The sequence below is a fragment of the Halobacterium noricense genome (assembly GCF_021233435.1).
GTDB lineage: Archaea > Halobacteriota > Halobacteria > Halobacteriales > Halobacteriaceae > Halobacterium > Halobacterium noricense.
Map to the genome: position 1 here is coordinate 2,809,122 of NZ_CP089468.1, position 20,234 is coordinate 2,829,355.

22 protein-coding genes, 2 tRNA genes and 1 rRNA gene are annotated in these 20,234 nt (G+C 69.6%); 8 read left to right on the plus strand and 17 right to left on the minus strand.

Features of this window, described 5'->3' with window-relative positions; genetic code table 11:
* Nucleotides 1-62 precede the first annotated feature (62 nt).
* The 3 genes from LT974_RS15055 to LT974_RS15065 are packed head-to-tail and all read left to right on the plus strand — an operon-like array spanning nt 63 to nt 3,018.
* Nucleotides 63-1,091 (plus strand): hypothetical protein, encoded by a 1,029-nt coding sequence (locus LT974_RS15055; RefSeq protein WP_232588436.1) that lies wholly within the window; start codon nt 63-65, stop codon nt 1,089-1,091.
* Between the two features lie 53 nt (nt 1,092-1,144).
* Nucleotides 1,145-2,224 carry a DHH family phosphoesterase gene (locus LT974_RS15060; RefSeq protein WP_232588437.1) on the plus strand — a complete coding sequence of 360 codons (1,080 nt, stop codon included), beginning with the start codon at nt 1,145-1,147 and terminating at the stop codon, nt 2,222-2,224.
* Nucleotides 2,221-3,018, plus strand: a complete 798-nt coding sequence (locus tag LT974_RS15065; protein WP_232588438.1) for a BtpA/SgcQ family protein — start codon at nt 2,221-2,223, stop codon at nt 3,016-3,018. The genes LT974_RS15060 and LT974_RS15065 overlap by 4 nt, the downstream gene beginning before the upstream one ends.
* Before the next feature lie 11 nt (nt 3,019-3,029).
* Here LT974_RS15065 and LT974_RS15070 read toward each other — a convergent pair whose 3' ends face one another.
* Genes LT974_RS15070 through LT974_RS15080 form a run of 3 tightly spaced genes read right to left on the minus strand, consistent with a single transcriptional unit; the run spans nt 3,030 to nt 4,854 of the window.
* Nucleotides 3,030-3,947, minus strand: coding sequence for a carbohydrate kinase family protein (locus LT974_RS15070; RefSeq protein ID WP_232588439.1), 918 nt, complete (start codon nt 3,945-3,947; stop codon nt 3,030-3,032).
* 1 nt (nt 3,948) lies between these two features.
* On the minus strand, nt 3,949-4,386 hold the full coding sequence (locus LT974_RS15075) for a DUF5807 family protein (RefSeq protein WP_232588440.1): 438 nt from the start codon (nt 4,384-4,386) through the stop codon (nt 3,949-3,951).
* A gap of 42 nt (nt 4,387-4,428) precedes the next feature.
* Nucleotides 4,429-4,854: a 30S ribosomal protein S6e gene (locus LT974_RS15080; RefSeq protein WP_232588441.1), complete on the minus strand. Its 426-nt coding sequence runs from the start codon at nt 4,852-4,854 to the stop codon at nt 4,429-4,431.
* Between the two features lie 146 nt (nt 4,855-5,000).
* Between LT974_RS15080 and LT974_RS15085 the strand changes: the two genes are divergently transcribed.
* Entirely contained in the window at nt 5,001-5,279 is a 279-nt protein-coding gene (locus LT974_RS15085; RefSeq protein ID WP_232588442.1) for a hypothetical protein, read from the plus strand.
* On the opposite strand, the gene LT974_RS15090 is transcribed toward LT974_RS15085, so the two are convergent.
* The 6 genes from LT974_RS15090 to LT974_RS15115 all read right to left on the minus strand — a co-directional run bounded on the left by LT974_RS15090 (nt 5,276) and on the right by LT974_RS15115 (nt 11,900).
* Nucleotides 5,276-6,217, minus strand: a complete 942-nt coding sequence (locus LT974_RS15090) for an ABC transporter permease (protein ID WP_232588443.1) — start codon at nt 6,215-6,217, stop codon at nt 5,276-5,278. The two genes, LT974_RS15085 and LT974_RS15090, sit on opposite strands and share 4 nt — an antisense overlap.
* Nucleotides 6,214-7,173, minus strand: coding sequence for an ABC transporter ATP-binding protein (locus tag LT974_RS15095; RefSeq protein WP_232588444.1), 960 nt, complete (start codon nt 7,171-7,173; stop codon nt 6,214-6,216). Before LT974_RS15095 ends, LT974_RS15090 begins: the two co-directional genes overlap by 4 nt.
* A complete protein-coding gene (gene nosD, locus LT974_RS15100; protein ID WP_232588445.1) occupies nt 7,166-8,557 on the minus strand; it encodes a nitrous oxide reductase family maturation protein NosD in 1,392 nt (463 codons plus the stop codon). Before nosD ends, LT974_RS15095 begins: the two co-directional genes overlap by 8 nt.
* A gap of 6 nt (nt 8,558-8,563) precedes the next feature.
* Nucleotides 8,564-9,274, minus strand: a complete 711-nt coding sequence (locus LT974_RS15105) for a hypothetical protein (protein WP_232588446.1) — start codon at nt 9,272-9,274, stop codon at nt 8,564-8,566.
* 132 nt (nt 9,275-9,406) lie between these two features.
* Complete coding sequence (gene nosZ / locus LT974_RS15110; RefSeq protein WP_232588447.1) at nt 9,407-11,395, minus strand: TAT-dependent nitrous-oxide reductase; 1,989 nt, start codon at nt 11,393-11,395, stop codon at nt 9,407-9,409.
* Nucleotide 11,396: 1 nt separating this feature from the next.
* Complete coding sequence (locus LT974_RS15115; RefSeq protein WP_232588448.1) at nt 11,397-11,900, minus strand: plastocyanin/azurin family copper-binding protein; 504 nt, start codon at nt 11,898-11,900, stop codon at nt 11,397-11,399.
* Between the two features lie 219 nt (nt 11,901-12,119).
* On the opposite strand from LT974_RS15115, the gene LT974_RS15120 reads away from it, so the two are divergent.
* Nucleotides 12,120-13,370: an MBL fold metallo-hydrolase gene (locus tag LT974_RS15120; RefSeq protein WP_232588449.1), complete on the plus strand. Its 1,251-nt coding sequence runs from the start codon at nt 12,120-12,122 to the stop codon at nt 13,368-13,370.
* On the opposite strand, the gene LT974_RS15125 is transcribed toward LT974_RS15120, so the two are convergent.
* The 3 genes from LT974_RS15125 to LT974_RS15135 all read right to left on the minus strand — a co-directional run bounded on the left by LT974_RS15125 (nt 13,371) and on the right by LT974_RS15135 (nt 15,856).
* Nucleotides 13,371-13,640, minus strand: a complete 270-nt coding sequence (locus tag LT974_RS15125; protein ID WP_232588450.1) for a DUF6360 family protein — start codon at nt 13,638-13,640, stop codon at nt 13,371-13,373. It lies immediately after the preceding gene.
* A gap of 80 nt (nt 13,641-13,720) precedes the next feature.
* Entirely contained in the window at nt 13,721-15,481 is a 1,761-nt protein-coding gene (locus tag LT974_RS15130; protein ID WP_232588451.1) for a nitrite/sulfite reductase, read from the minus strand.
* Nucleotides 15,482-15,568: 87 nt separating this feature from the next.
* Nucleotides 15,569-15,856, minus strand: coding sequence for a hypothetical protein (locus LT974_RS15135; protein WP_232588452.1), 288 nt, complete (start codon nt 15,854-15,856; stop codon nt 15,569-15,571).
* Nucleotides 15,857-16,093: 237 nt separating this feature from the next.
* Between LT974_RS15135 and LT974_RS15140 the strand changes: the two genes are divergently transcribed.
* Nucleotides 16,094-16,243: a hypothetical protein gene (locus tag LT974_RS15140; RefSeq protein WP_232588453.1), complete on the plus strand. Its 150-nt coding sequence runs from the start codon at nt 16,094-16,096 to the stop codon at nt 16,241-16,243.
* A 32-nt stretch (nt 16,244-16,275) separates the two neighbouring features.
* Nucleotides 16,276-16,932 carry a DUF7119 family protein gene (locus LT974_RS15145; protein ID WP_232588454.1) on the plus strand — a complete coding sequence of 219 codons (657 nt, stop codon included), beginning with the start codon at nt 16,276-16,278 and terminating at the stop codon, nt 16,930-16,932.
* On the opposite strand, the gene LT974_RS15150 is transcribed toward LT974_RS15145, so the two are convergent.
* Nucleotides 16,929-18,158, minus strand: a complete 1,230-nt coding sequence (locus LT974_RS15150) for a M20 family metallopeptidase (protein WP_232588455.1) — start codon at nt 18,156-18,158, stop codon at nt 16,929-16,931. The genes LT974_RS15145 and LT974_RS15150 overlap by 4 nt on opposite strands.
* An 81-nt stretch (nt 18,159-18,239) precedes the next feature.
* Here LT974_RS15150 and LT974_RS15155 point away from each other — a divergent pair.
* Nucleotides 18,240-18,313, plus strand: a tRNA-Lys gene (locus LT974_RS15155).
* Between the two features lie 390 nt (nt 18,314-18,703).
* Here LT974_RS15155 and LT974_RS15160 read toward each other — a convergent pair.
* The 4 genes from LT974_RS15160 to rrf all read right to left on the minus strand — a co-directional run bounded on the left by LT974_RS15160 (nt 18,704) and on the right by rrf (nt 20,190).
* Nucleotides 18,704-18,907, minus strand: a complete 204-nt coding sequence (locus LT974_RS15160) for a hypothetical protein (protein ID WP_232588456.1) — start codon at nt 18,905-18,907, stop codon at nt 18,704-18,706.
* A 54-nt stretch (nt 18,908-18,961) separates the two neighbouring features.
* Nucleotides 18,962-19,762 carry a hypothetical protein gene (locus LT974_RS15165; protein WP_232588457.1) on the minus strand — a complete coding sequence of 267 codons (801 nt, stop codon included), beginning with the start codon at nt 19,760-19,762 and terminating at the stop codon, nt 18,962-18,964.
* A 106-nt stretch (nt 19,763-19,868) separates the two neighbouring features.
* Nucleotides 19,869-19,944 (minus strand) — tRNA-Cys (locus LT974_RS15170).
* Between the two features lie 124 nt (nt 19,945-20,068).
* Nucleotides 20,069-20,190, minus strand: a 5S ribosomal RNA gene (gene rrf, locus LT974_RS15175).
* Between the last annotated feature and the right edge of the window lie 44 nt (nt 20,191-20,234).

The following is a 20,234-nucleotide window of genomic DNA, read 5'->3' on the forward strand; positions in this document are numbered from 1 at the left end:
AGTACAGCGAGCGTCTGACCCAACGCGGGCTTTTTTCCTTCGGGAGCCTGGTCGTGTAGTCGATGCCCTCCACGCGCCGCCGGTTCCTCGCGGCAGTCGGGACGACTGGTATCGCCGGCTTCGCCGGGTGTAGCGCGTTCGACGGCGGCCGTCCGGACGTGAACACCGGGAGCGGCCTGCACGCGGACACGAGTCGCGCGCTCGACGACGAAGCCGTGTACCTCGCCGGCGACACCAGTGACCTCCCCGACCCGCCGAAGACCGCGGAGGCGGTCGCGGGGGCCGACGTCGTGCTCGCGACGCCGAGCGCGGATCGCGCGGACCTCACCCGAGCGCTGCGGGCGGACAAGCCCGTGGCGTTCGCGGGCGGCGGCGCGCAGGCCGCGCTCCGCGACCTGCTGGAAGCCGCCCGCGGGGAGTACACGTTCGGCGTCGAGGCAGTTCGCGCGAGGCCCGTCGAGACGGTCGTGGCGGTTCCGGGCGGGAGTGGGACCGTCGAGACGTACACGTGCGTCGCCGAGGGCGGGTGGGCAGACCCCGTACTCGACCCGCTCGGGTGGGCGCTCGCGGGCCGCGTCCCCGAGTGTGACACGTTCGTCCCGGAGGCGTCGACGGACGATAGTTTCGAGTACGTGGGCGCGGCGAACGTCGTCGGCTGCCTCGAAACCGGGGAGGCGTACGCCTCTCGAACGGCCGCATCCGCGGCCGAAACCGACGTCGGTCGGTTCGTGCGCTTGCAGACCGCGGTACACGCGTCGGCAGGCGACGGCTACGCCGTCGAGGAAGCCGTTCGGGAAATGGACCTCCCCGACGACCAGAACATCGACGACCTGTACCCGAACGGATACGCCGAGGATGACGTGGGAGTGGTGAACAGCTCCGACAATCTCCGGAGCCAGTTCGAAATCGTGGTGACGCCCGCGTCCGACCGCGCCCGGAGCGCGCTCACCGGCTGTGGCGGCTTCCGGACCGAGGGCGCGGTCGGCTACGACTACCGCAGTAGTTTCCAGTGGAAACGCGACCGGCTGCTCGGGAGCAACCGCCACTATGCGAGCGCGACGGGCCGCGGCGAGTGGCACCTCGGCGGCTGACCGCCTACCCACCGAACCACTGGGTTCTTTGCGCGGCCGCGCCTCCGGCCGGTATGGAAGATTGGGTCATCGAGGACGAGGACATGCCGCCGGAGCGGAAGTCGTTGCTCCCCGGCAAGGGCTTCTTCATCCCGGACAGCATCCACGAGGAGCGCAAGGACCGAGAGATTCGAGAGGAAGCGGCGGGCGCGGACGTGCTCGTCGTCGCGGACCCGGACGCCGACGGGATGGCCTGTGCGGCCATCGTCCGCGAGGTGTACGGCGACGCGGCGCTCGTGCCCGCGGGCCCGCACGAACTCGAAGACGGCCTGCGGCGCGCCGCGGAGTTCGGCGAACTCGACTGCACGGTGTACGTCTGTGACCTCTGCCCGGACAAGTACGCGTACGTCGAGGACGAACTCGCGTACCTCGTCGAGCACGCCAGCGACGTGCACTGGTACGACCACCACCAGTGGACCGAGGACACCGAGGCCGCCGTCCGCGAGGCGGGCGTCGACCTCGTCGTCGGCGACTCCGAGGAGGAGTGCACGGCCGACGTCGCGGTGCGCTCCATCGACGCGGACCTGCCGCGGTACCTCAAGGAGCTGGCGGCGGTCACCCGCGACCACGACCTCTGGCTGAAGGAGGACCCGCGCAGCGACGACCTCGCGGACTACTCCTACTGGGTGGACACCGACGAGTACATGGAGACGATTCAGGAGCACGGCCCGGACCTCCCGGAGGACGTCATGGAGTTCCTCGAAGAGCGCCGCGTCGAGAAGAACGACTTCATCGACCGCGCGGTGTCGCGGGCGTCGCTGCGCGAGGTCAACGGCTGGACCGTCGGCGTCACCTACGGCCGCTGCTCGCAGAACGAGGTCGCCGAAGCGCTCCGCGAACAGGGAGCCGACGCGGCAGTCGTCGTCAAGCCCTCCGGGAGCGCGAGCATCCGCGGCACCGAGGAGTTCCAGCGCGCCCACGAGGTCGCTCGCCAAGTGAACGGCGGCGGCCACCCGAAGGCGGCGGGCTGCAAGCCCGACATCTACGAGGACATGCTGGACTACGCGAACCACTGGACGTCGCAGGGCGCGACCGCGAAACAGGTCATCCTCGACGGGTTCCGCAATCTCGACCCGGAGGACGACGACGAATGAGTTTGGGGTTCGCACGCGAACGACCCATCGTCGGCATGGTCCACCTCGACGCGCTGCCGGGCGCACCGGGCTTCGACGGCGACCGTGCGGGCATCCGCGAAGCCGCGCTCCGTGACGCCCGGAGGCTCGAAGCGGGCGGCGTCGACGCGATTCTCGTGGAGAACTTCGGCGACGCGCCGTTCTACGCCGACGACGTGCCGAAGCACGTGGTAGCGTCGATGGCGGCGCTCGGCCGCGACCTGCGCCGCGAGACCGACCTGCCGCTCGGCGTGAACGTCCTGCGCAACGACGCCGAAGCGGCGATTGCGGTCGCCGCGGCGGCGGACGCTGACTTCGTGCGCGTGAACGTCCACACGAGCGCGCGCCTCACCGACCAAGGTGTCGTCGAGGGCCGGGCAGCCGAGACGCTCCGGTTGCGCGACCGACTGGACGCAGACGTCTCGATCCTCGCAGACGTCGACGTGAAACACTCCGCGTCGCTCGCGGAGCGGCCGCTCGGCGAGGAAGTCGCGGAGCTCGTCGAGCGCGGGCTCGCGGACGGGCTCGTCGCCAGTGGCTCGGGCACCGGCGAGGAAGCCAGCCTCGACCACGTCAGTGACGTCGCCCGCGCTCGTGACGAACTCGACGCCGACGCGCCGCTGTTCGTCGGCAGCGGCGTCACCCGCAAGACGGTCGCTGAGACGCTGGGCGTCGCGGACGGCGCCATCGTCGGCACCGCGCTGAAGGAGGGCGACGAGACGACCGCGCCCGTGGACGAATCCCGGGTTCGGTCGCTCGTCGACGCGAAGGAGTAGGACGGGAACGGCTATTCTACGCTTGGCAGGTCCTCACGCGTTGCGAGCGCGCCGCGTGCGCCCTCGCTCGTGCAGTTCCGGGCAGCAGCGGCGGCAGCGACGCGGCCCGCTCGCGTCGCGGTGGCGTCGCCGAGCAGCCACGCGTGGACGAGCGCGGCAGTGAAGGCGTCGCCCGCGCCGGTCGTATCCACGACGTCGGCGTCCACCGCAGGGATGTGCTCGACGCCGCTCCCATCGGCGAGATAGGCGCCGTCGCTGCCGACTGTGACCGCGACGCGGCCGGCGCCGGCATCCTGAACGTTCCGCGCGGCGATGTCCGGTGCTACGCCGAGATACGAGCGCGCCGCGACTTCGTTCGTGACGAAGAGGTCGGCGGTCGCGGCCGCCTCGTCGATGGCTTCGGGTGTGGCGCCGCGACCGTCGAGTTCGGACAGTGAGCCCGCGAGGTCGAACGCGAGCGCCGCAATCTCGCCGGCCTCACGCATCGCGACGAGGTCGCGGACCACTTCGTCGGGCGCGTACGCGCTCGTAAATACGCAGTCCGCATCGCGGAGGCGTTGGCGGTCGGCGTCCGCGAGGCGGAGGCCCGGGACGCTGTCGCCGCCCGCGACGATCATGCGATCGCCGTCCGGCCCGCGGAGGACGAGACAGTACGAGGTCGGGTCGTCGCCGCGACGCACGCCCGCCGCGTCGACGCCCCGGTTACCGAGGGACGCGAGCACGCGGTCGCCAGCGTCGTCGCGGCCGATGCGGGAGACGACGCCCGTGTCGTGGTCGAGTGCGGCGAGCGCGCACGCGACGTTCGCGGCGACGCCGCCGGCGCGCTCCTCGTACTCGCGGACGAACGCGCCACCGTCGGTCTCGGGGAGATTCGACAGGCCGTAGACGCGGTCGAGGACCGCGCTCCCGACCGCGACGACCGTCGTCATCTCAGCGCTCGCCCGCCAGCCACTTGTCGGAGTACGACTCGCCGCAGGAACAGTAGACGTAGGCGTGAATGACGTCGCCCTCCGCGTAGAGGCCGCCGACCTCCTCGTTCTGGGGTTCCGCGAACGAGAACGCGAACTGCGGGCTGTGGTCGGCGGGGCCGCCGCTGGCGTGCGGGCAGTCGCCGCCCGCGAGGTCGCTGTCCACGTGCCCGGGGTTGTCCATCGCGGCGGACCCGAAGTCCATCGCGCCCATCCCCGTGATTTTCTTGAAGACGCTGCGGCCGCGCTCGCCCTCGACGACGAGCACGACCCCATCGTCGACCCGTTCGGCGTCGTCGCGGTCGGCTAGCTTGTCCACGTCGGAGACGTACGACTCGGAGAGGTAGAGTGCGACGTCGTCGGTCCTGTCGCCGGCGAGATACGCGTCGTAGTCGCTCACGGCGACGAATACGCGACGAACGCGAAAAAGCGTGGCGTTCCGTTAGGCTTCGGCTTCTTCGGCGTCCGCTTCCTCGGCCTCGGCGTCGCCCTCACCGTAGAGGGACTCGACGGACTCTTCGCCGCGCTCGGCGATGGAGACGTTGAGCTGAGCGACGGCCTCGGAGACTTCCTTCCCGCGGACGGTGACGCGCTTGCGCTCGCCGTCGTCCTCGGGGTTGAAGCCGGGGCCGCCCGTGAGCAGCACGTCCTGCAGGGCGGCACCGTCGACGTCGCTGCGCATCGGTCGGCCGGCGGCGTCGCTGCCGCCCGTGATTTCGACCGTGTAGCCGTCGAGGCCGACGGCTTCGCCGTCGACTTCGTCGCCGATTGCGAGGCCGAGGAACCGGTTCGCGTCCTGTCCGTCTACCTCCTGCTGGTAGCTTCGCCCCGACTCGGGGTCGGCGACGACAACTTGGAACGTAGCCATGCGTGGAACCAGTCGGGCGCAGTTCAAAAACCCGTCGAAGCCGCTCCCGCCGGCAGGACGCTCCTCACGGGGGAATTGTGGGTGCTGGGGCGTGGCCGACATCCGAGCGTTGAAGGCGCGGCCCACACAACCACGCGGTGACCGACATGGATCGCGAACTCCTGATGGACCGCCTCGAAGCCGAGTTCGGCGGGACGCCCGCGGAGCGCCGCGTGGTCGCGCGGATGGCCGGCGACCTCGCCGACGCCGAGGCGCTCGCCGACGACCTCGACGTCGAGGTGACGCCCGAGGCCGTTCTCGACAACTTGCGCGACGCGCCGGGCGGGTCGCCCGCGGAGCGCTGGAATTGGTGGATTGGCGCGCTGGAAGCGTCCCACGGCGGCTACCGGCGGTTCCGCGTGACGGCGTGGCAGCAGGACTCCTAGACGGAGCGCCGGCCGAGCGCGGCGACCGCGGCAGTTACGGGCACCAGTATCCACGCCGCGAGCGATGCGAGCAGCACGCCCTGGCTCAACCCCGTCCCGGTGAGGACGCCCGCGATGCCGCCCGCCGTCGTGGAGACGGTGCGGAGCACGAGCACGCGGAAGAGGTCCGCGGGGTTGGCGAGCACCGCAACGGAGACCGCCCACTGCGGGAGGTCGAAGGTGGCGATGGCACCGAGCGCGACGAGGTCGTGGACGAGCACGAACCACACCCACGCTGCGAGCGCGCCGCCCAGCGCCCGCGTCTCCTCGGTGGCGAGCGCGGACGCGAGCACGCCGATGCCGAGGAACGCCAGCGCCGCGGCGATGGCCGTCAGCGCCACCCACGCGTACGCGCCGACGACACCCGCGCCGGCGTACCGGACGAGGAGCGCGCCGCCGACTGCGAACCCGAGCAGCATGCCGCCGCCGACCGCGGCCGCGCGCCCCGCGTACTTCCCGACGACCACCGAGGCGTTCGACAGCGGGAGCGCGAGCAGCATTTCGAGGCTACCGGACTCGTCGGCACCGACGATGGCGTCGTAGCCCGCGGCGAGCGCGACCAGCGGGACGACGTAGACGCCGACCTGCGCGAAGCTCGCGAGCACGGCACCGACGCGCGTCGGCCCGACCGCGGAGCCGCCGAGGACGACCAGCGCCACCGAGAACAGCGCGAACACGACCGCGGCACCGACCGCCCAGCGCCGGCGGACCGCGAGCCGGTACTCGCGGGCAGCGACCTCGACGGTGCCGCGGACGGTGTCGCGGATGCCGCCGCGCTCCACGAGGTCCGTAGACGTGGCGCCGTCGGCCGCGAACTCCGGCGGTTCGTCGACGACCGCAGTCGCGCCGCCGTCGGTCGCGGGCTGCTCGTCCGCGGCGTCGGCGCTACCGGCCGTCACGCCCGCTCACCCCCTGTTTCGACTGCAACGTCGCCGCCGGCCGCGACCTCCTCGCGGAACACCGCGTCGAGACCGGGCTCGGTGACCTCGACCGATTCGACGTCGGCAGCTTCGCGGAGCGCGTCGAGCGCGTCGAAGACGCCGTCGCGCTCGCAGGTCAGGTGGAGCCGGGAGCCGTCGCGGTCCACGCCCGAGACGGCCGCGTGGTCGAGGAAGTCGGCGGCGGCCGCGTCGGGGTCACTGGCGACGGTCGCGTCCACGGAGACGGTGTCCGCGGCCGCCCGCCGGAGGTCCTCGACGCTGCCCGAGACGGAGACGTCGCCGTCTTCGAGGACGGCGACGCGGTCGCAGAGGCGCTCGATTTCCGGGAGGACGTGGGAGGTGACGAGCACCGTCACGTCCGTCTCGGTGGCGAGCGCGTCCACGATGGCGTGGAAGTCCGCGACGCCCGCCGGGTCGAGGCCGGCGGTCGGCTCGTCGAGGAGGAGGACGTCCGGGTCGCCGACGAGCGCGGTCGCGAGCCCGAGTCGGCGGTTCATGCCGTTCGAGTAACCGCCGACGCGGCGGTCCGCGGCGTCGCCGAGGCCGACCGTGTGGAGCACGCGCTCGACGCGGCGGTTCCGCGCGTCGGCAGGGACGCCGCGCACGCGAGCGTGGAACGAGAGGACTTCGCGGCCCGTCAGCGACGGCGGGAAGCCGGCATGTTCGGGGAGGTAGCCGACGCGCTCGCGGAGCGCGGTACCCGCCGACGGCGCGAGGCCCGCAACCGTGACGCTGCCCGCGTCCGGGGTCTCGTGGCCGACGAGGAGTTTGAACAGCGTCGTCTTGCCGGCGCCGTTGCGGCCGACGAGCCCGAGCGTCTCCCCGCGGTCGACGGACAGGCTGGCGCCGTCGAGCGCGGTGACTGTGCCGTAGGACTTCTGCACGTCGCGGATGTCGATGGTTGGGTCAGGCATAGTATCGCCTCCAGTCGTCGTGTGCGGGGGTCGCGAGGGGATGGTGGTCGACGACGCCGGGCGCGTCCACGAGCGGCACCGACCGGCCCGCCAGCCGGACCGCGTCGAACGCCGGGCTGGACGCGAACACGCGGGTCTCGGGATGGTCGCGCGCGAGGTTCTCGACGGTGCCGTCGGGCTGGAAGCGGACCTCGCTGACGCCATCGTGGTCGACGTCGACGGGGCTGGCGTCGCTCCAGTAGTTGCCGCGGTCGCTGGCGTTCCACGCGACCTGCTCGCCGACCACGGCGTACATCGCGTCCGCGTTGTCGACGAACGAGTTCCCGGCCGCGCGGACGTCGACGCTGCCGGCGGTGAGGTGGACGCCGACGTCGTTGGCGAGCACGAGGTTGTCCCGGAACGCGTTGTCCAGGGAGTTGTAGACGAAGATGCCGTTGTCGTTGCCGACGAGGTCGTTGCCGGCGATAGTGGAGTGGTCGACCTCCTTGACGAGGACGCCGTGGCCGCTCGTGCCGGTGTTGTTGACGGCGACGTTGTCCACGATTTCGAGGTCGTCCGAAACCATCAGCGCGTAGCCGGCGTCGTTATCGAAGGCGGTGTTGTTCGCGAGCCGGTTCCGGTCGGAGTACATGTAGTGGACGCCGTAGCGGAGGTCCCACAGCGTGTTGTTCGACGCGACCACGCCCGAGCTCCACGAGAAGTAGACGCCGTCGCGGACGTCCGTGATGCGGTTGTCCGCGACTTCGGCGTCGTTGGCGCGCCACAGTTGGATGCCGTTCCCGCGGTCGGAGCGCCGCTCGACGCTCGTGCGCCCGACGATGGTAGTGTTCGCGACGCGGGCGTCCGGCACGCCGTTCACCCAGACGCCGAACGTGGTGTTCGTGATGCGCACGTTCGCGACGGTTGCGCTGGGGGCGTCCACCCAGACGGCGGCGTCGTTGTCCGCGGTGCTGTAGCCGGCGTTGCGCACCCAAACGTCCCGAATCGTCACGCCGCTGGCGTTCACGGTGACGACGTCGCCCTCGGCTTCCCCGGAGACGACGGACTGCGAGGAGGACTGCCCGGCGATGGTGACGTTCGGCGTGTCGACGCTGACGGGGCCGGCGACGTGGCCGTGGACGTCGACAGTATCTCCGGGTGCCGCGGCGTCGACGGCAGCGGCGAGGGAGTCGTAGCGTTCGCCGCTGATGGCCGCGTAGCCGTCGCCGCGCTCGCCCACCGACGAGAGTCCGAAGTCGTACTCCGCGGGGACCGGCGCGTCGAACGCGACCTCGGGGCTGCCGGCCGCGTCGTCGCTGGGGGCGGCGACGACGGCACCGACGCTCACTACGAGGACGGCGACGACCGCGACGGCGAACCCGCGTTCGATGCCGCGGTCAGTCACGGGCGGTCACCTCGCGGCCTCCGCGTCCTCGGTGGCGGTTCGGTCCGTGACGCGCGCGGCGAGGTCGCCGAACGTCGCGTCGCTGTCCCGGAAGTAGAACGCCACGACGAGCAACGCGACGGCGACGATGGCCATGTACGCGCCCACCCCGAAGCGGCTGTAACTGGTGATGTTCGCGACCTGGTACTGGCCCCACAGCGGCGGCGTGAACCCCTCGACGCCCATCACGGGCGCGTCCGGGTCGAGGGTGTGGCCGGCCTGGTAGAGCCGGTACTGGATGTCCGCGAGCATCACGCCGAACACGACGACGGTGCCGACCAACTGGGCGGTCAAGCCGCGCTTCAGCCGGCGGGCGTCGGGTGCCAGCGAGACGAACAGGGTGGCCGCCGACACCGCGACGAACGCCAGCGGCCCGAACGACCACTCGGGCACGTCGACCGCGTACGGGTGCGGCTCGTAGTTCGGCTGCCAGTAGACGGGGTCGGGGTAGTAGAAGCCGATGTACTTGTTGAGGTTCGCCATCTCCGCGTAGTCGCCCGCGATGCGGGGGTAGGCGTACAGTTCGAGGTGCAACGTCGTCGACGGGTACTGCACGGCGTCCACGGCGATGCGCCACATCGGGAAGCACAACGCCGCGACGAACAGCGCCGCCGCTGCCAGCGGGAGCGCGCGCCGCAGTTCGCGGAACGCCGACGGGTCGGGAATCTCGTAGTCCATGGTGTCACCTGCCCGGGGTTCGCGCGACGAACCACCGGTTGCGACCCCCGCGGGCCGCGCCGACACCGCGAGCGTGCCGGCGCCCCGGGGAGGCCGCCGATGGCCGTCGAGTGAATGACAGACAGCAGAGGGTTAGCTGTCGCGCGGTTCCACGAGCATCCGCGAGCGCATCTCCAGGTGGAGCGCACTGCAGAAGTACGTGCAGTAGATCCAGTAGACGCCGGGCTCGTCCGCCGTGAACGTCGCCTCTCGGGTGTCCTGGGGCGCGATGGCGAGGTGGACGTCGTGCTCGGGGATGGCGACCCCGTGGATGACGTCGCGCACGCCCTCGATGTTCGTCACCGTGAGCGTCACCTCGTCGCCCTCCTTGACGGTGAAGTCCTTGAGGCCGTACTCCGAGCGCATCGAGGACGTCTTCACGTCGACGGCGCGCTCGCCCGTACGCTCGACCCGGGAGTTCTCCTTCGTGACGAACTCCTTGTCGCCCTCGTAGTCGGCTTTGTCCCACGTCGTCGCGGGGTCGAGTTTGTCCTTGTGCGCGAACACGCAGTCGTGGGGCTCGGGGTAGGCGGGGTGGTCGGCGACCAGCTCCATCTCCTTCTCGCCCTGCCCGATGTGGATGAGCTGGTCGTTGTCCGGGTGGATGGGGCCGACCGGCAGGAAGCGGTCCTTCGAGAGCTTGTTCAGGCTCACCAGCCACTCGCCGTCGGGGTCCGTCGTCATCGCCTCGACGGCCTGGATGTGGCCGGGGTTGTAGTGGACGTCCTGCTTCTCGATGACGGGGTCCGAGGAGCCCTCCTCGGCCTCCACGGCCGCCTGGATGTCCCACTTCACGGCCTGCGAGTCGATGAACAGCGACGTGTACGCGTGGCCGTTCCCGTCGAAGGTGGTGTGTAGCGGGCCGAGGCCGACGTTCGGCCGGCCGGCGACGACGTCCTCGGGGTCGCTGGAGGAGTCGAGGGCGGCGATGTCGAGGATGGTGACCGTCGGGGAGAGCTTCCCGGCGACGAACGCGTAGTCGCCGTTCGGCCCGACCTCCACGCAGTGCGGGCTCTTCGGCGTCGGGACGTACCGGACGAGGGGGCTGTCCCCCTGGTTCAGCGAGCTGTCCTGCGTGCCGTCGACGACGGGCACGCCGTTGACCTCCTCGTACTCGCCCGCCTGCACGGCGTCCTCGATGGCGGGCACGTCGAACGCCTTCACGTAGTCGCGGTCGTCGCGGGTCATCTCCGTGACCGTGACACCGCCCTCGTCGTTGTACGCCGAGGAGATTGCCCAGCGGCCGTCCTTGTCGGTGTCGACGATGTCGAGGTTACCGTCGACTTTCACCTGCCACTGGGTCTCCATCGACTCGGGGTCGATGGCGGAGAACAGCGACACGTACTCGTCCGGGTTGTTCAGGTCGCGGCCGTCGTTGGGCAGCGGGGTACGGAACTCGCCGTTGCCGAAGATGTACTCCGTGTCCGGGCTCTGCACGGAACACCCGTGGATGGCCTGCACGTTCGGGACGTCCGTGATGGCGTCCGTCTCGAAGTACTTCAGGTTCACCCGGGCGATGCGGCCGTTGGCCTTGTCGTTCACCCAGAGATACTCGCCGTCGTAGTCGCCGCCCGTCTCCGACAGCACGGGGTGGTGGTTGTCCCCCCACGTGAGGTCGCCGGCGTCCTCCAGCATCTCGGCGGTCCGGTCGTCGTAGCCGTAGCCGCGGCCGGCCTCCGTGTTGAACACGGGGATGCGCATCAGCTCGCGCATCGACGGGATACCGATGATGCGAATCTCGCCGGACTGGCCGCCCGACCAGAAGCCGTAGTACTCGTCGTGCTCGCCGGGCGCGACCGTGTGGTCGGGTGTCGACCCGCCCGAACTGGTGGTGTTTGAGCTACCGCCGCCGATGTTGCCCGAGCAGCCCGCCAGCCCCGCCATCGCGCCGGTTGCGACGCCGGCCTTCACGAAGTCACGCCGGGAGAGTTCGAGGCCGGCCAGTTCCAGCGTCGTCGAGTCCTCCTCGGGGGTCGGTTCGTCGACCTCCGCGAGCAGGTCGTCGAGTTGGTTCTCGTGGCGCTCGACGACCGCCTCGGGGTCGAGCGTCTCGTCTGCGTCGTCGGGAGTGTGTTTGGACATCTTAGACAACCCGGACGTAGCCGACCATCCCGCTCATCTCGTGCGGGATGCAGTAGTACTCGTAGGTGCCGGTCGTCTCGAACGTGTGTTCGTACGTCTCGCCCTGCGGCACGTTGCCCTCCTGACCGCTGTTGTAGCCGTCGATGGCGGCCTGCTCGGAGTTGAACCCGCCCGACGCGAAGTACGACGCGCCGTCCGGAATGTTGTCCTCGTAGGCCGTCACTGTGTGGCCGACCGCGCCGGTCGTCTCCCAGGTCACCGTAGTGCCCGCTTCGACCTCGATGCGTTCGGGCTCGTAGACCAGTTCGTCGGTCATCTCGACGGTGCTCGTCTGGGTCCACTCTTCGCCGGAGCCGCCGCTCTCGGTCTCGGTCGGCTCGGCCGTCGTCTCGCCACCGCCGCCACCACCGCCGCTGTCGCCACCGCCGGAACAGCCGGCGAGCGCCGCGACACCGACGACACCAGTGCTTGCGAGGAACCGTCTGCGCGAGTAGTGCTCGTCCATGATTGCCTCACGTCGTCGGTCAGGGGCACACACACGTAAACCGGAAACCACAGTACAAGGTCTCGGGAACGCAACCGAACACGTTCGGGAACGGGGTTACGGGCGTCGGCCCTGATGTGGTTGGTAACAATCCACACAGCAGCTGTGACGGCCGGATTCTGGGGTCGCTGAAACTGGCCGGATCGACGGAGCCAAACAGCGCGCGCCCCTACGACGCGTATGGACTTGCGGTTTCTCGGCGGCGCGCGCGAGGTCGGGCGCAGCGCGATTCTCGTCGACGACTCGCTGCTGCTCGACTACGGGATGAAGCCCGGGACGCCCCCGGGCTACCCCGAGGACGTCGACCCGGACGCGGTCGTCGTCAGCCACGGCCACCTCGACCACGCTGGCGCGGTCCCCGCACTCGTCGCCGGCACGCGCCGCCCGCCGATTCACTGGACGCCGCCCACGCGCGACCTCACGCGCCTGCTCGCGCAGGACACGCTCAAACTACAGGGCGGCGGCGAGCGCGGCGGCCGCTACGACTGTCCGTTCACGCGTGCGGAAGTCGCGGCGCTCGGCGAGGTCTCGGAGACGCACGGCTACCGGGAGACGTTCGAGGCCGCCGGCTACGAAATTACGCTCTACGACGCCGGCCACATCCCCGGGAGCGCGCACGTCCTGGTGGACGATGGCGAGACGCGACTCCTCTACACGGCGGACTTCAACACGGAGGACCAGCGCCTGCTCGCCGGCACGACCGCCCGACCAGATGCCGACACCGTGATTACGGAATCCACGTACGCGGACGTGACGCGGGACGACCGCGCGAGCATCGAGGACGCGTTCGCCACCTCCGTAACGGAGACGATTCACGGCGGCGGCACCGCCGTCGTCCCCGCGTTCGCGGTCGGGCGCACGCAGGAACTGTTCATGGTGTGTGCCGCCCACGACATCCCCTGTTACGTCGACGGGATGGGCGTCGCCGTCACGGAGCGGTTCAAACAGACCAGCGAATTCCTCCGGGACGCCGACGCGTTCCAAGCAGCGCGTGGCCACGCGCGCCTCCTCGACAAATCCACGCGAAACGGCCAGCGCAAGCGCATCGCCGACAAACCGACGGCCATCGTCACCACCGCGGGGATGCTCTCGGGCGGCCCCGCGATGACGTACGTCCCCGAAATCTCGGGGAACCCCCAGCACGAACTCGCGCTCACGGGGTACCAAGTCGAGGGGACGCCCGGCCGCGAACTCCTCGACACGGGTAGCGCAGAAATCGACGGCCGCCACCTCCGGGTCGCCGCGCGCGTCAACAGTTACGACTTCTCCGCGCACGCCGACCGCGAGGGGCTGCGCGAGTTCCTCGACGACTACCGCGGCAGCGAGGTACTCGTCAACCACGGCGACCGCTGCGAGTGGTTCGCCGACGAACTGCGCGCGGACGGCTTCGACGCGAGCGCGCCCGACCGCGGCCCCACGATTACGGTGTAGTTACTCGTCGCTCTCGGCGCGGTCGGCGTAGGACTCGAGTTCGCCCGCGAGTTCGCGGGCTTCGTCCGGGGAGAGGGTCGCTCGCTCGGCGTGAGCCGGCACGTGCTCGGTGTCCGTGTTGTCCAGTTCGAGTTCGAGGCGGACGTCGCCGTCGTCGGTCGTGACGTTGAGCACGGCGAGCGCGTCCTCGGTCCAGCCGTGGCCCTCCGCCTCGCCGTCGAGGAGGGTGAACGTCGTGTACGCGTTGACCTTGATGATGCGGTCGGCCATGGGGAGCGCACGCGCTCCGCGTGGGTGGGTGTTTCGACAGCGGCAGCAGAACGCCGAGAGAGGAGAAGCGCGCGGTCGCGTCAGTCGTCCACGGAGATAGGGTCGCCCTCGCCGTCGGTCGGCGCGGGGCTGGCGTCCATGTCGTCGTCGTCCGCGTACGGATACCACGTCATCTTCGTGTTGTGCATGTACGGGTCGTCGTAGTCCGTCTCCTCGGGGTCCGCGAGCTCCTGGAGCGCGTCCTCCTCCTGGCGCTGGATGAAGTCACGGAACGTCTCGTCGTCCTGGCGCTCGTCCTCGTAGGTCGCCAGCAGGTTCTGGATGTACCCCGGCACCTCGTCGGCGGGCACGCGCATCTCCACCCACTCCGCGAAGTGGGGGTTCTCGCCGAGGCCGCCGCCCAGGCCGACGTCGAGCGCTTCGACGGGGTCGCCGTCCTTGCGCGTCTTCATCCCGCGGAGGCTGATGTCCGCAATCTGGGGCTGCGCGCACGACGCCGTGCAGCCCGAGAGGTGGATGTGGAAGTCCGTCACGCCCTCGGGAATGTCGACGTTCTCCTTGAGCCAGCGCGCGTACCGCACCTGGCGGTTCTTCGTCTCCACGATGGACAGCGAGCAGAACTCGGTGCCCGTACACGCGATGGAGCCCCGCATGAACGAGTGGGGGTCCGGCGAGTAGTCGTCGAGCAGGTCCGCCGCGAGGAAGTCGTCGAGGTCCGCCTCGGGGATGTCCGTCACGATGACGTTCTGGCGCTGCGTCAGGCGGACCTCGCCGCTGCCGTACTCGTCGGCGAGGTCGGCGAGCTCGTAGACGTCCTCGACGCCCTGCCGGCCGACCAGCACGTTCAGGCCGACGTAGTAGTTGCCGTCGGGCTGCTCGTGGACGCCGACGTGGTCGCCGTGTTCGTGGCCGCCCGCGTTGTACGTGTACTGGTCGCGGAGGTCGTCGCCCGCGGATTCGAGGTCCCAGTCGGTGTAGTCCTCCTGGAGGACGCGCCGAACCTTGTCGGCTCCCCACTCGTCGACGAGGAACTTGATGCGCGCGTTGTAGCGGTTGTCGCGGTCGCCGTGGTCGTTGAACAGCTCCGTCACGGCCGCTGCGATGTCCGTGGCCTTCTCCTCGGGCACCCAGATGTCGACGTCGCGAGCGAGGCGCGGCTCCTTGCGGGAGAGCCCACCGCCGACGCGGACGTTGAAGCCGAGTTCGCCGTGCTTCTCGGCGGGCTCGAAGGCGAGGTCGTTGATGTCGCCCTGGCCGCAGCCCTGGTCGCAGCCCGTGACGGAGACCTTCCACTTGCGCGGAAGATTCGAGTAGGCGTCGTTGCCCTTGAACGTCTCGTGGAGCTCTTCGGCGACCGGCCACGCGTCGATGTGCTCGTGGGTGTCCTTCCCGGCGACCGGGCAGCCGACGATGTTGCGCCACGAGTCACCACACGCCTGCTGGGTCGTGAGGTCGTTCGCCTCGAGCTTCTCGAAGACGTCCGTCACGTCTTCGAGCTTGATCCAGTGCAGCTGGATGGACTGGCGGGTCGTCCAGTCGCAGTACGCCGCGCCGAACTCCGGATTGTCGACCGGGCCGCGGGCGTACTCGTCGGCGACCTCCGCGACCGTGCGGAGCTGGCCGGGCTCGAGGACGCCGTTCGGCGTCCCGATGCGCATCATGAAGTAGCTCTCCTGGCCCTTCCGCTGGTGGTACAGCCCCCACCACTTGAAGCGCTCGAACCACGCGTCCTCCTCCTCTTCGGGGATGGCGTCCCACCCCTCCTCGGCGAACCGGAAGAGGTCCTCCCGGATCTCGTTACCGTAGACCTCGTCTTTCCATCGCTCGACGTCCGTGGGCATATAGAAGCATACTCGGCGTCCTCCCTTACCAAAGCGTGCTTGGTGTCAAGGTTCCCCGCGGCCGTCCGGTAGCGGATACTTTTACCGCTATCGCCGAACGCCTTCGACTAGCTCGAAGCCGTCGTCGGTCACTTTCCCGACCGGCAGCCACGGTGTCGTTCCGGATTCCCCGCAGTTCAGGCAGTGGCCGTGCGGCCGCGCCTCCACGCGCCGCCCGTCCGCCCCCACGTCGACAAACGCTTCGACGACGAGCCACGCGAGCGCGCACGAACAGAAGCTCTCCGCGACCGGCCACACCTCGCTGGTCCCCACCGCGCGCTCGTCGTTCACGCTCACCCACGCGGCGTCGTCGAGCAGCCGCAGTCGCGTCGCCATACTCCCGCGAGGAGGTCCAGTCAGGTCCTCCCGTCGGCGCTGGCAACGCCTGCCTGTCGTCCCCACTACCGTCAAGACTCTCTGGTACCAGCCAGTGCTGGCGGGCGTTGCGCGCGAAGCGACAGTTATCCGTGTGTGTGCCGTACCGTGGAGTATGCATACCCGCACGCGCGGCCACCGCCAACACGCGTCCGCCGACGCCGCACCCGAGCTGTTCACAGCGGAGGTGGACGGCGAGTGAACCAACACGCCGAACACGACGCCGACCGCGAGGAGACGCAGGACCGCGACGACGACCACCTCGCCGACGTCGAACCCGGAGCCGGCTGCACGGAGATCTGGGAGCACCTCTCGGAGCGCCGGGAGAACCGCGACGACGAGGAGTAGGTGTTTTACGCGCAACGCCGTTACTGGACGCCATGACTGACGAGGAGCGGCTCCCGCCGACGGACCGCGAATCACCCGTCGGCGAGCCGGTCGTCCGTGGCGACGAACGCCTCACCGGCGAGCACGCCCGCGAAGCCGTCTCGTTCGACCCCGACGACCCCGACAGCGTCGCCGAAGCCGCCGACACCGTCGGCGCGTTCGCGCGCAACGAACTCGGCGACAGCCACCTCTACATGCTCCGCGGGGCCGCTGCCTGCGCCGCGCTCGTCCGCGCGGAGAACTCCTACAAGGCCGCCGCCGAGCGCGCGGACGGCGACGTCGGCGTCTCGTTCATCCGGAAGTGGGCGCGCGTCCACGACCTCCCGCGGGCGGTCCGCGAGCACGTCGCCGCCGGCCACATCCCGCCGACCGCCGCGAAACACATCGCGCGCGTCGGCGGCGACGACCGCTATCTCCTCGCGTGGGCCGTCGTCGACAACGACCTCACCGTCCGGGACGTCCGGCAGGCCGCCAGCGCGGTCAACGACGGCGAATCCCTCGACGACGTGCTCGAAGAACTCGGCGTCACCCCTGGCGAGCTCACGGTCACGCTCCCGTCGCCGGTCTACCGCGACCTCCGCCGACACGCGACTGTTTCGGACCGCGACGCCGACGACGTCGTCGCCGACGCGCTCCGCGACTACCTCTAATTCTCCGCGAGGAACGCCTCACCAGCGTCCGCGAGCACGTCCACCGCGGTCTCGACCTCTCGAAAGTCGATGGTCTCGTCCGGGAAGTGCGCCTGCTCGATGCTCCCCGGGCCGAACATCACCGTCGGAATCCCGGCCTCGATGTAGTGGCGCGCGTCCGCGCCGTAGGTCACGCCCCGCGGCGCGGTCTCGGCGAGGTCGTTTGCGCGCATCCCCGACTGGACTGCTCGCACCACGGGCTCGTCGGGCGAGATTTCCGACGCCTCGAACTGGACGGAGAACCGCTCGAACTCGGGCGGATGCTCGGCGAGCCACTCGTCGTCCGCGACGACCGCCGCGAGTCGCTCGTCGAACGCCGCCTCGACCTCGGCGACGGTCTCGCCCGGTGCGACACCGATGCGCCACTCCGCGGTGAGCGACGCGGGGACCGTCGACGCCCACTCGCCCGCTTCGACCGTGCCACAGACGACCGGCCACTTCGTCGGGAACTCCTCGTACAGCGGGTGGGTGACAGCCTGCTCGCGCTCTTCGGCGAGGTCCGCGAACGCCTCCCGGCTGCTGTCGAAGTACGGGAGGATGGATTCACCACGCCACGGCGTCGCCGCGTGCGAGGACCGCCCGGTCAATCGCAGGCGCTTCATCAGGCTCCCCTCCGAGGCGATCACGGGGGTGAGTGCGGTGGGCTCCGCGATAATCGCGGCGTCCCGGTCGAACGGGTAGGGGTTGTCCAGCGCCGCGGTCGCCGCGCCGACGCCACCAGCCTCCTCGCCGACCACGCCCTCGACGACGACTCGCCCGTCCAGGTCGCGCTCCGCGAGTGCGAGCGCCGCGAACACGCACGCCGCGAGCCCGGACTTCATGTCCGCTGCGCCGCGCGCGGTCAGCTCGTCCCCGCGCCACCGCGCTTCGAACGGCTGCGACGACCACACCGCCTCGTCGGCGGGCACGACGTCGAGGTGACCGTTCAACACGAGCGTCGGGCCCGCGTCGGGGTCGCCGAGGTCGAGGACGCCGCCGACGCTACGCCGGTCGGGTGCCCGAATCGCGTCCGGGTCGTCCGGGAACGACCGGTGCTGGGCGAGCAGCGCCGCGTCCACGCCCCACTCGTGGGTCTCGAACCCGAGTTCCTCCAGGCGCGCCGCGAACCACGCCGACACCGGTGCCTCCCCACCGTCCGTCGACGCGAACGAGACGAGTTCGGACGCGAACTCGCGCACTCCATTCATACGAATCGATTCGCCGACGGCCGCCTAAGGGTTTCGCTGGATGGTAAACGTTTAACGTCGCGCCGCCCGACGTGGAATCGAGGGCCGATAGCTCAGTCCGGCAGAGCGTCTGGCTTTTAACCAGACGGTCGAGGGTTCAAATCCCTCTCGGCCCGTGCAGCGGATTTTCGAACGGAGTGAGAAAACGCGCGAACCGGTACGAAGGGTTTGACCCTACGAGACGAGCGTAGCGAGACGCTACGCGTCTCGAGTGAAGCGAGCGGCGAAGCCGTGAGCGTAGCGGGTCTCGTATCGGTTCAAATCCCGGTGCGGCGTAGACGGGTTAGAGTGCCGCGAGCGGTACGCTCTCGGCCCGCTTCTGCTGCGAACGCACGCGAGCAGCGATGCGTGTCGGAAGTTCGGTCCGGAGGCACCGTGTATCGTCGAGCCCCGATGAACGGCGTCGAACCCGGGACTCCCGACCGTAGAACGGGTGGAACCGGGGCTCGATTGAGCGTGGCTGTCGTTGCCACTATCGGTATCGACGGCCGAACGAGAATGAGTTACTACGCCTGCGTGTGTGCGAGCCAGGCGAGGCCGACGCCGAGGCCGACGGCACCGAGTGCGCCGAGCGCCTGAAGGACGGTGACGACGCCGCTGTTGGTGTACTGCCACGGCATCCCGACGAGCGTCCCGAGGCCGACGAGCGCGACGAACACGCCAACGAGGACGCCGTAGACGTCGAGCGTGTCAGCGAATAGCTGTTGCATGCACGACGCCTCGCCGCGGAACACGTTAACGGTGACGGAACGCCGTAGGTGGCGTCAGTACCGCGACGGCATGAACGCCAGCATCGAGAGCAGCGCCGCCGCGAGCGTGCTCAGGATGACGATGCCCCAGAGCCCGTTCGTGCGCTCGTGGAACTCCTGCTGGGCGTCCACGTCCGATTGGTAGTCCTCGTAGTCGGTCGTCAACTGGAGGACTGTCGAGCCGTCCTGCTGCTCGAAGTGTGCGAGGTACGCCGTGTCACCGAGCGTGGTGTTCTCGCCCTGGCCGAAGCTGACCTCGTTGGTCCGCGGCGCGAACCACTCGACTGTCACCGACGAGTTCGTGACTGCCGCCACGCGCGTCTCGTTGTCGTTGTTCGGGCGCTCGATTACGTCGCCCTCTGCGAACTCGTGGACGACCGGGTCGTCGAGATACTCGTCGCGCTCGACGAGCCGCCGCTCGCCGTCCTCCTCGACGATGACGTACGTCGTGCCGTTCTGCTCGACGGTCGGGCGGTCGACCGTCTGGACCTCACGTAGCTCGAACGCCGTCGGCTCGGTCTGGTTCGGGATGACGACCGAGTAGTTGTCACCCTGGTAGACTACGGTGTCGTTGGCCGACCACGACTCCGTGTACCGCGCGGACTCGTTGGTCCACTCCGCAGTCGCGGAGCCGTCCGAGACCTCCGTGAAGCTGTACGACGTCCCCGCCACCGTCAACGTCTCGTCAGCGGAGACCGTGTAATCCGGGTCCTCGAGTGTCACGTCGGGCTGCTGAGCGGCGCCGATGAACGTGTACGCGCCGGCCGCCAGCAGAAGGAAGACCACGACGGACACCGCCGCAGCACGTCGTTGCATACTCGAAGCGTAGAGAGGGCATCGTATAATCGTTACTTTCCCGCCGCGTTACCCACGACGGCGACGCCCCGCGACTGCTGACTCGGCGATCGCCAGCACGCCAAAAAGCCAAGGGCCGGATTTGAACCGGCGATGAGCGGCTCTGCAGGCCGCCGCGTTAGGCCGAACTCTGCCACCTTGGCACTGTCTCGTCGTACTGCGCTCGCTCGCTTAAACGTAGCGGTACGGAGCGTCGCCACTCCGCGCTACAAATACAAAAAGCCCCGAACAGCAGCAGTGCTGTTCGAGGCTTGATGAAGTATGAATGGCAGGCGGCAAACCGGATTTCCCAGAGGCTCGCGCACTCCAGTACTGACCGGAACGCAGGCGGGCTTATCTTCCGTGTTCGGGATGGGTACGGGAGTTGCCCCGCCGCTATGGCCGCCTTAATACCGACCAACGGAATCGAACCGTTGTTCCCGGACAGAAGTCC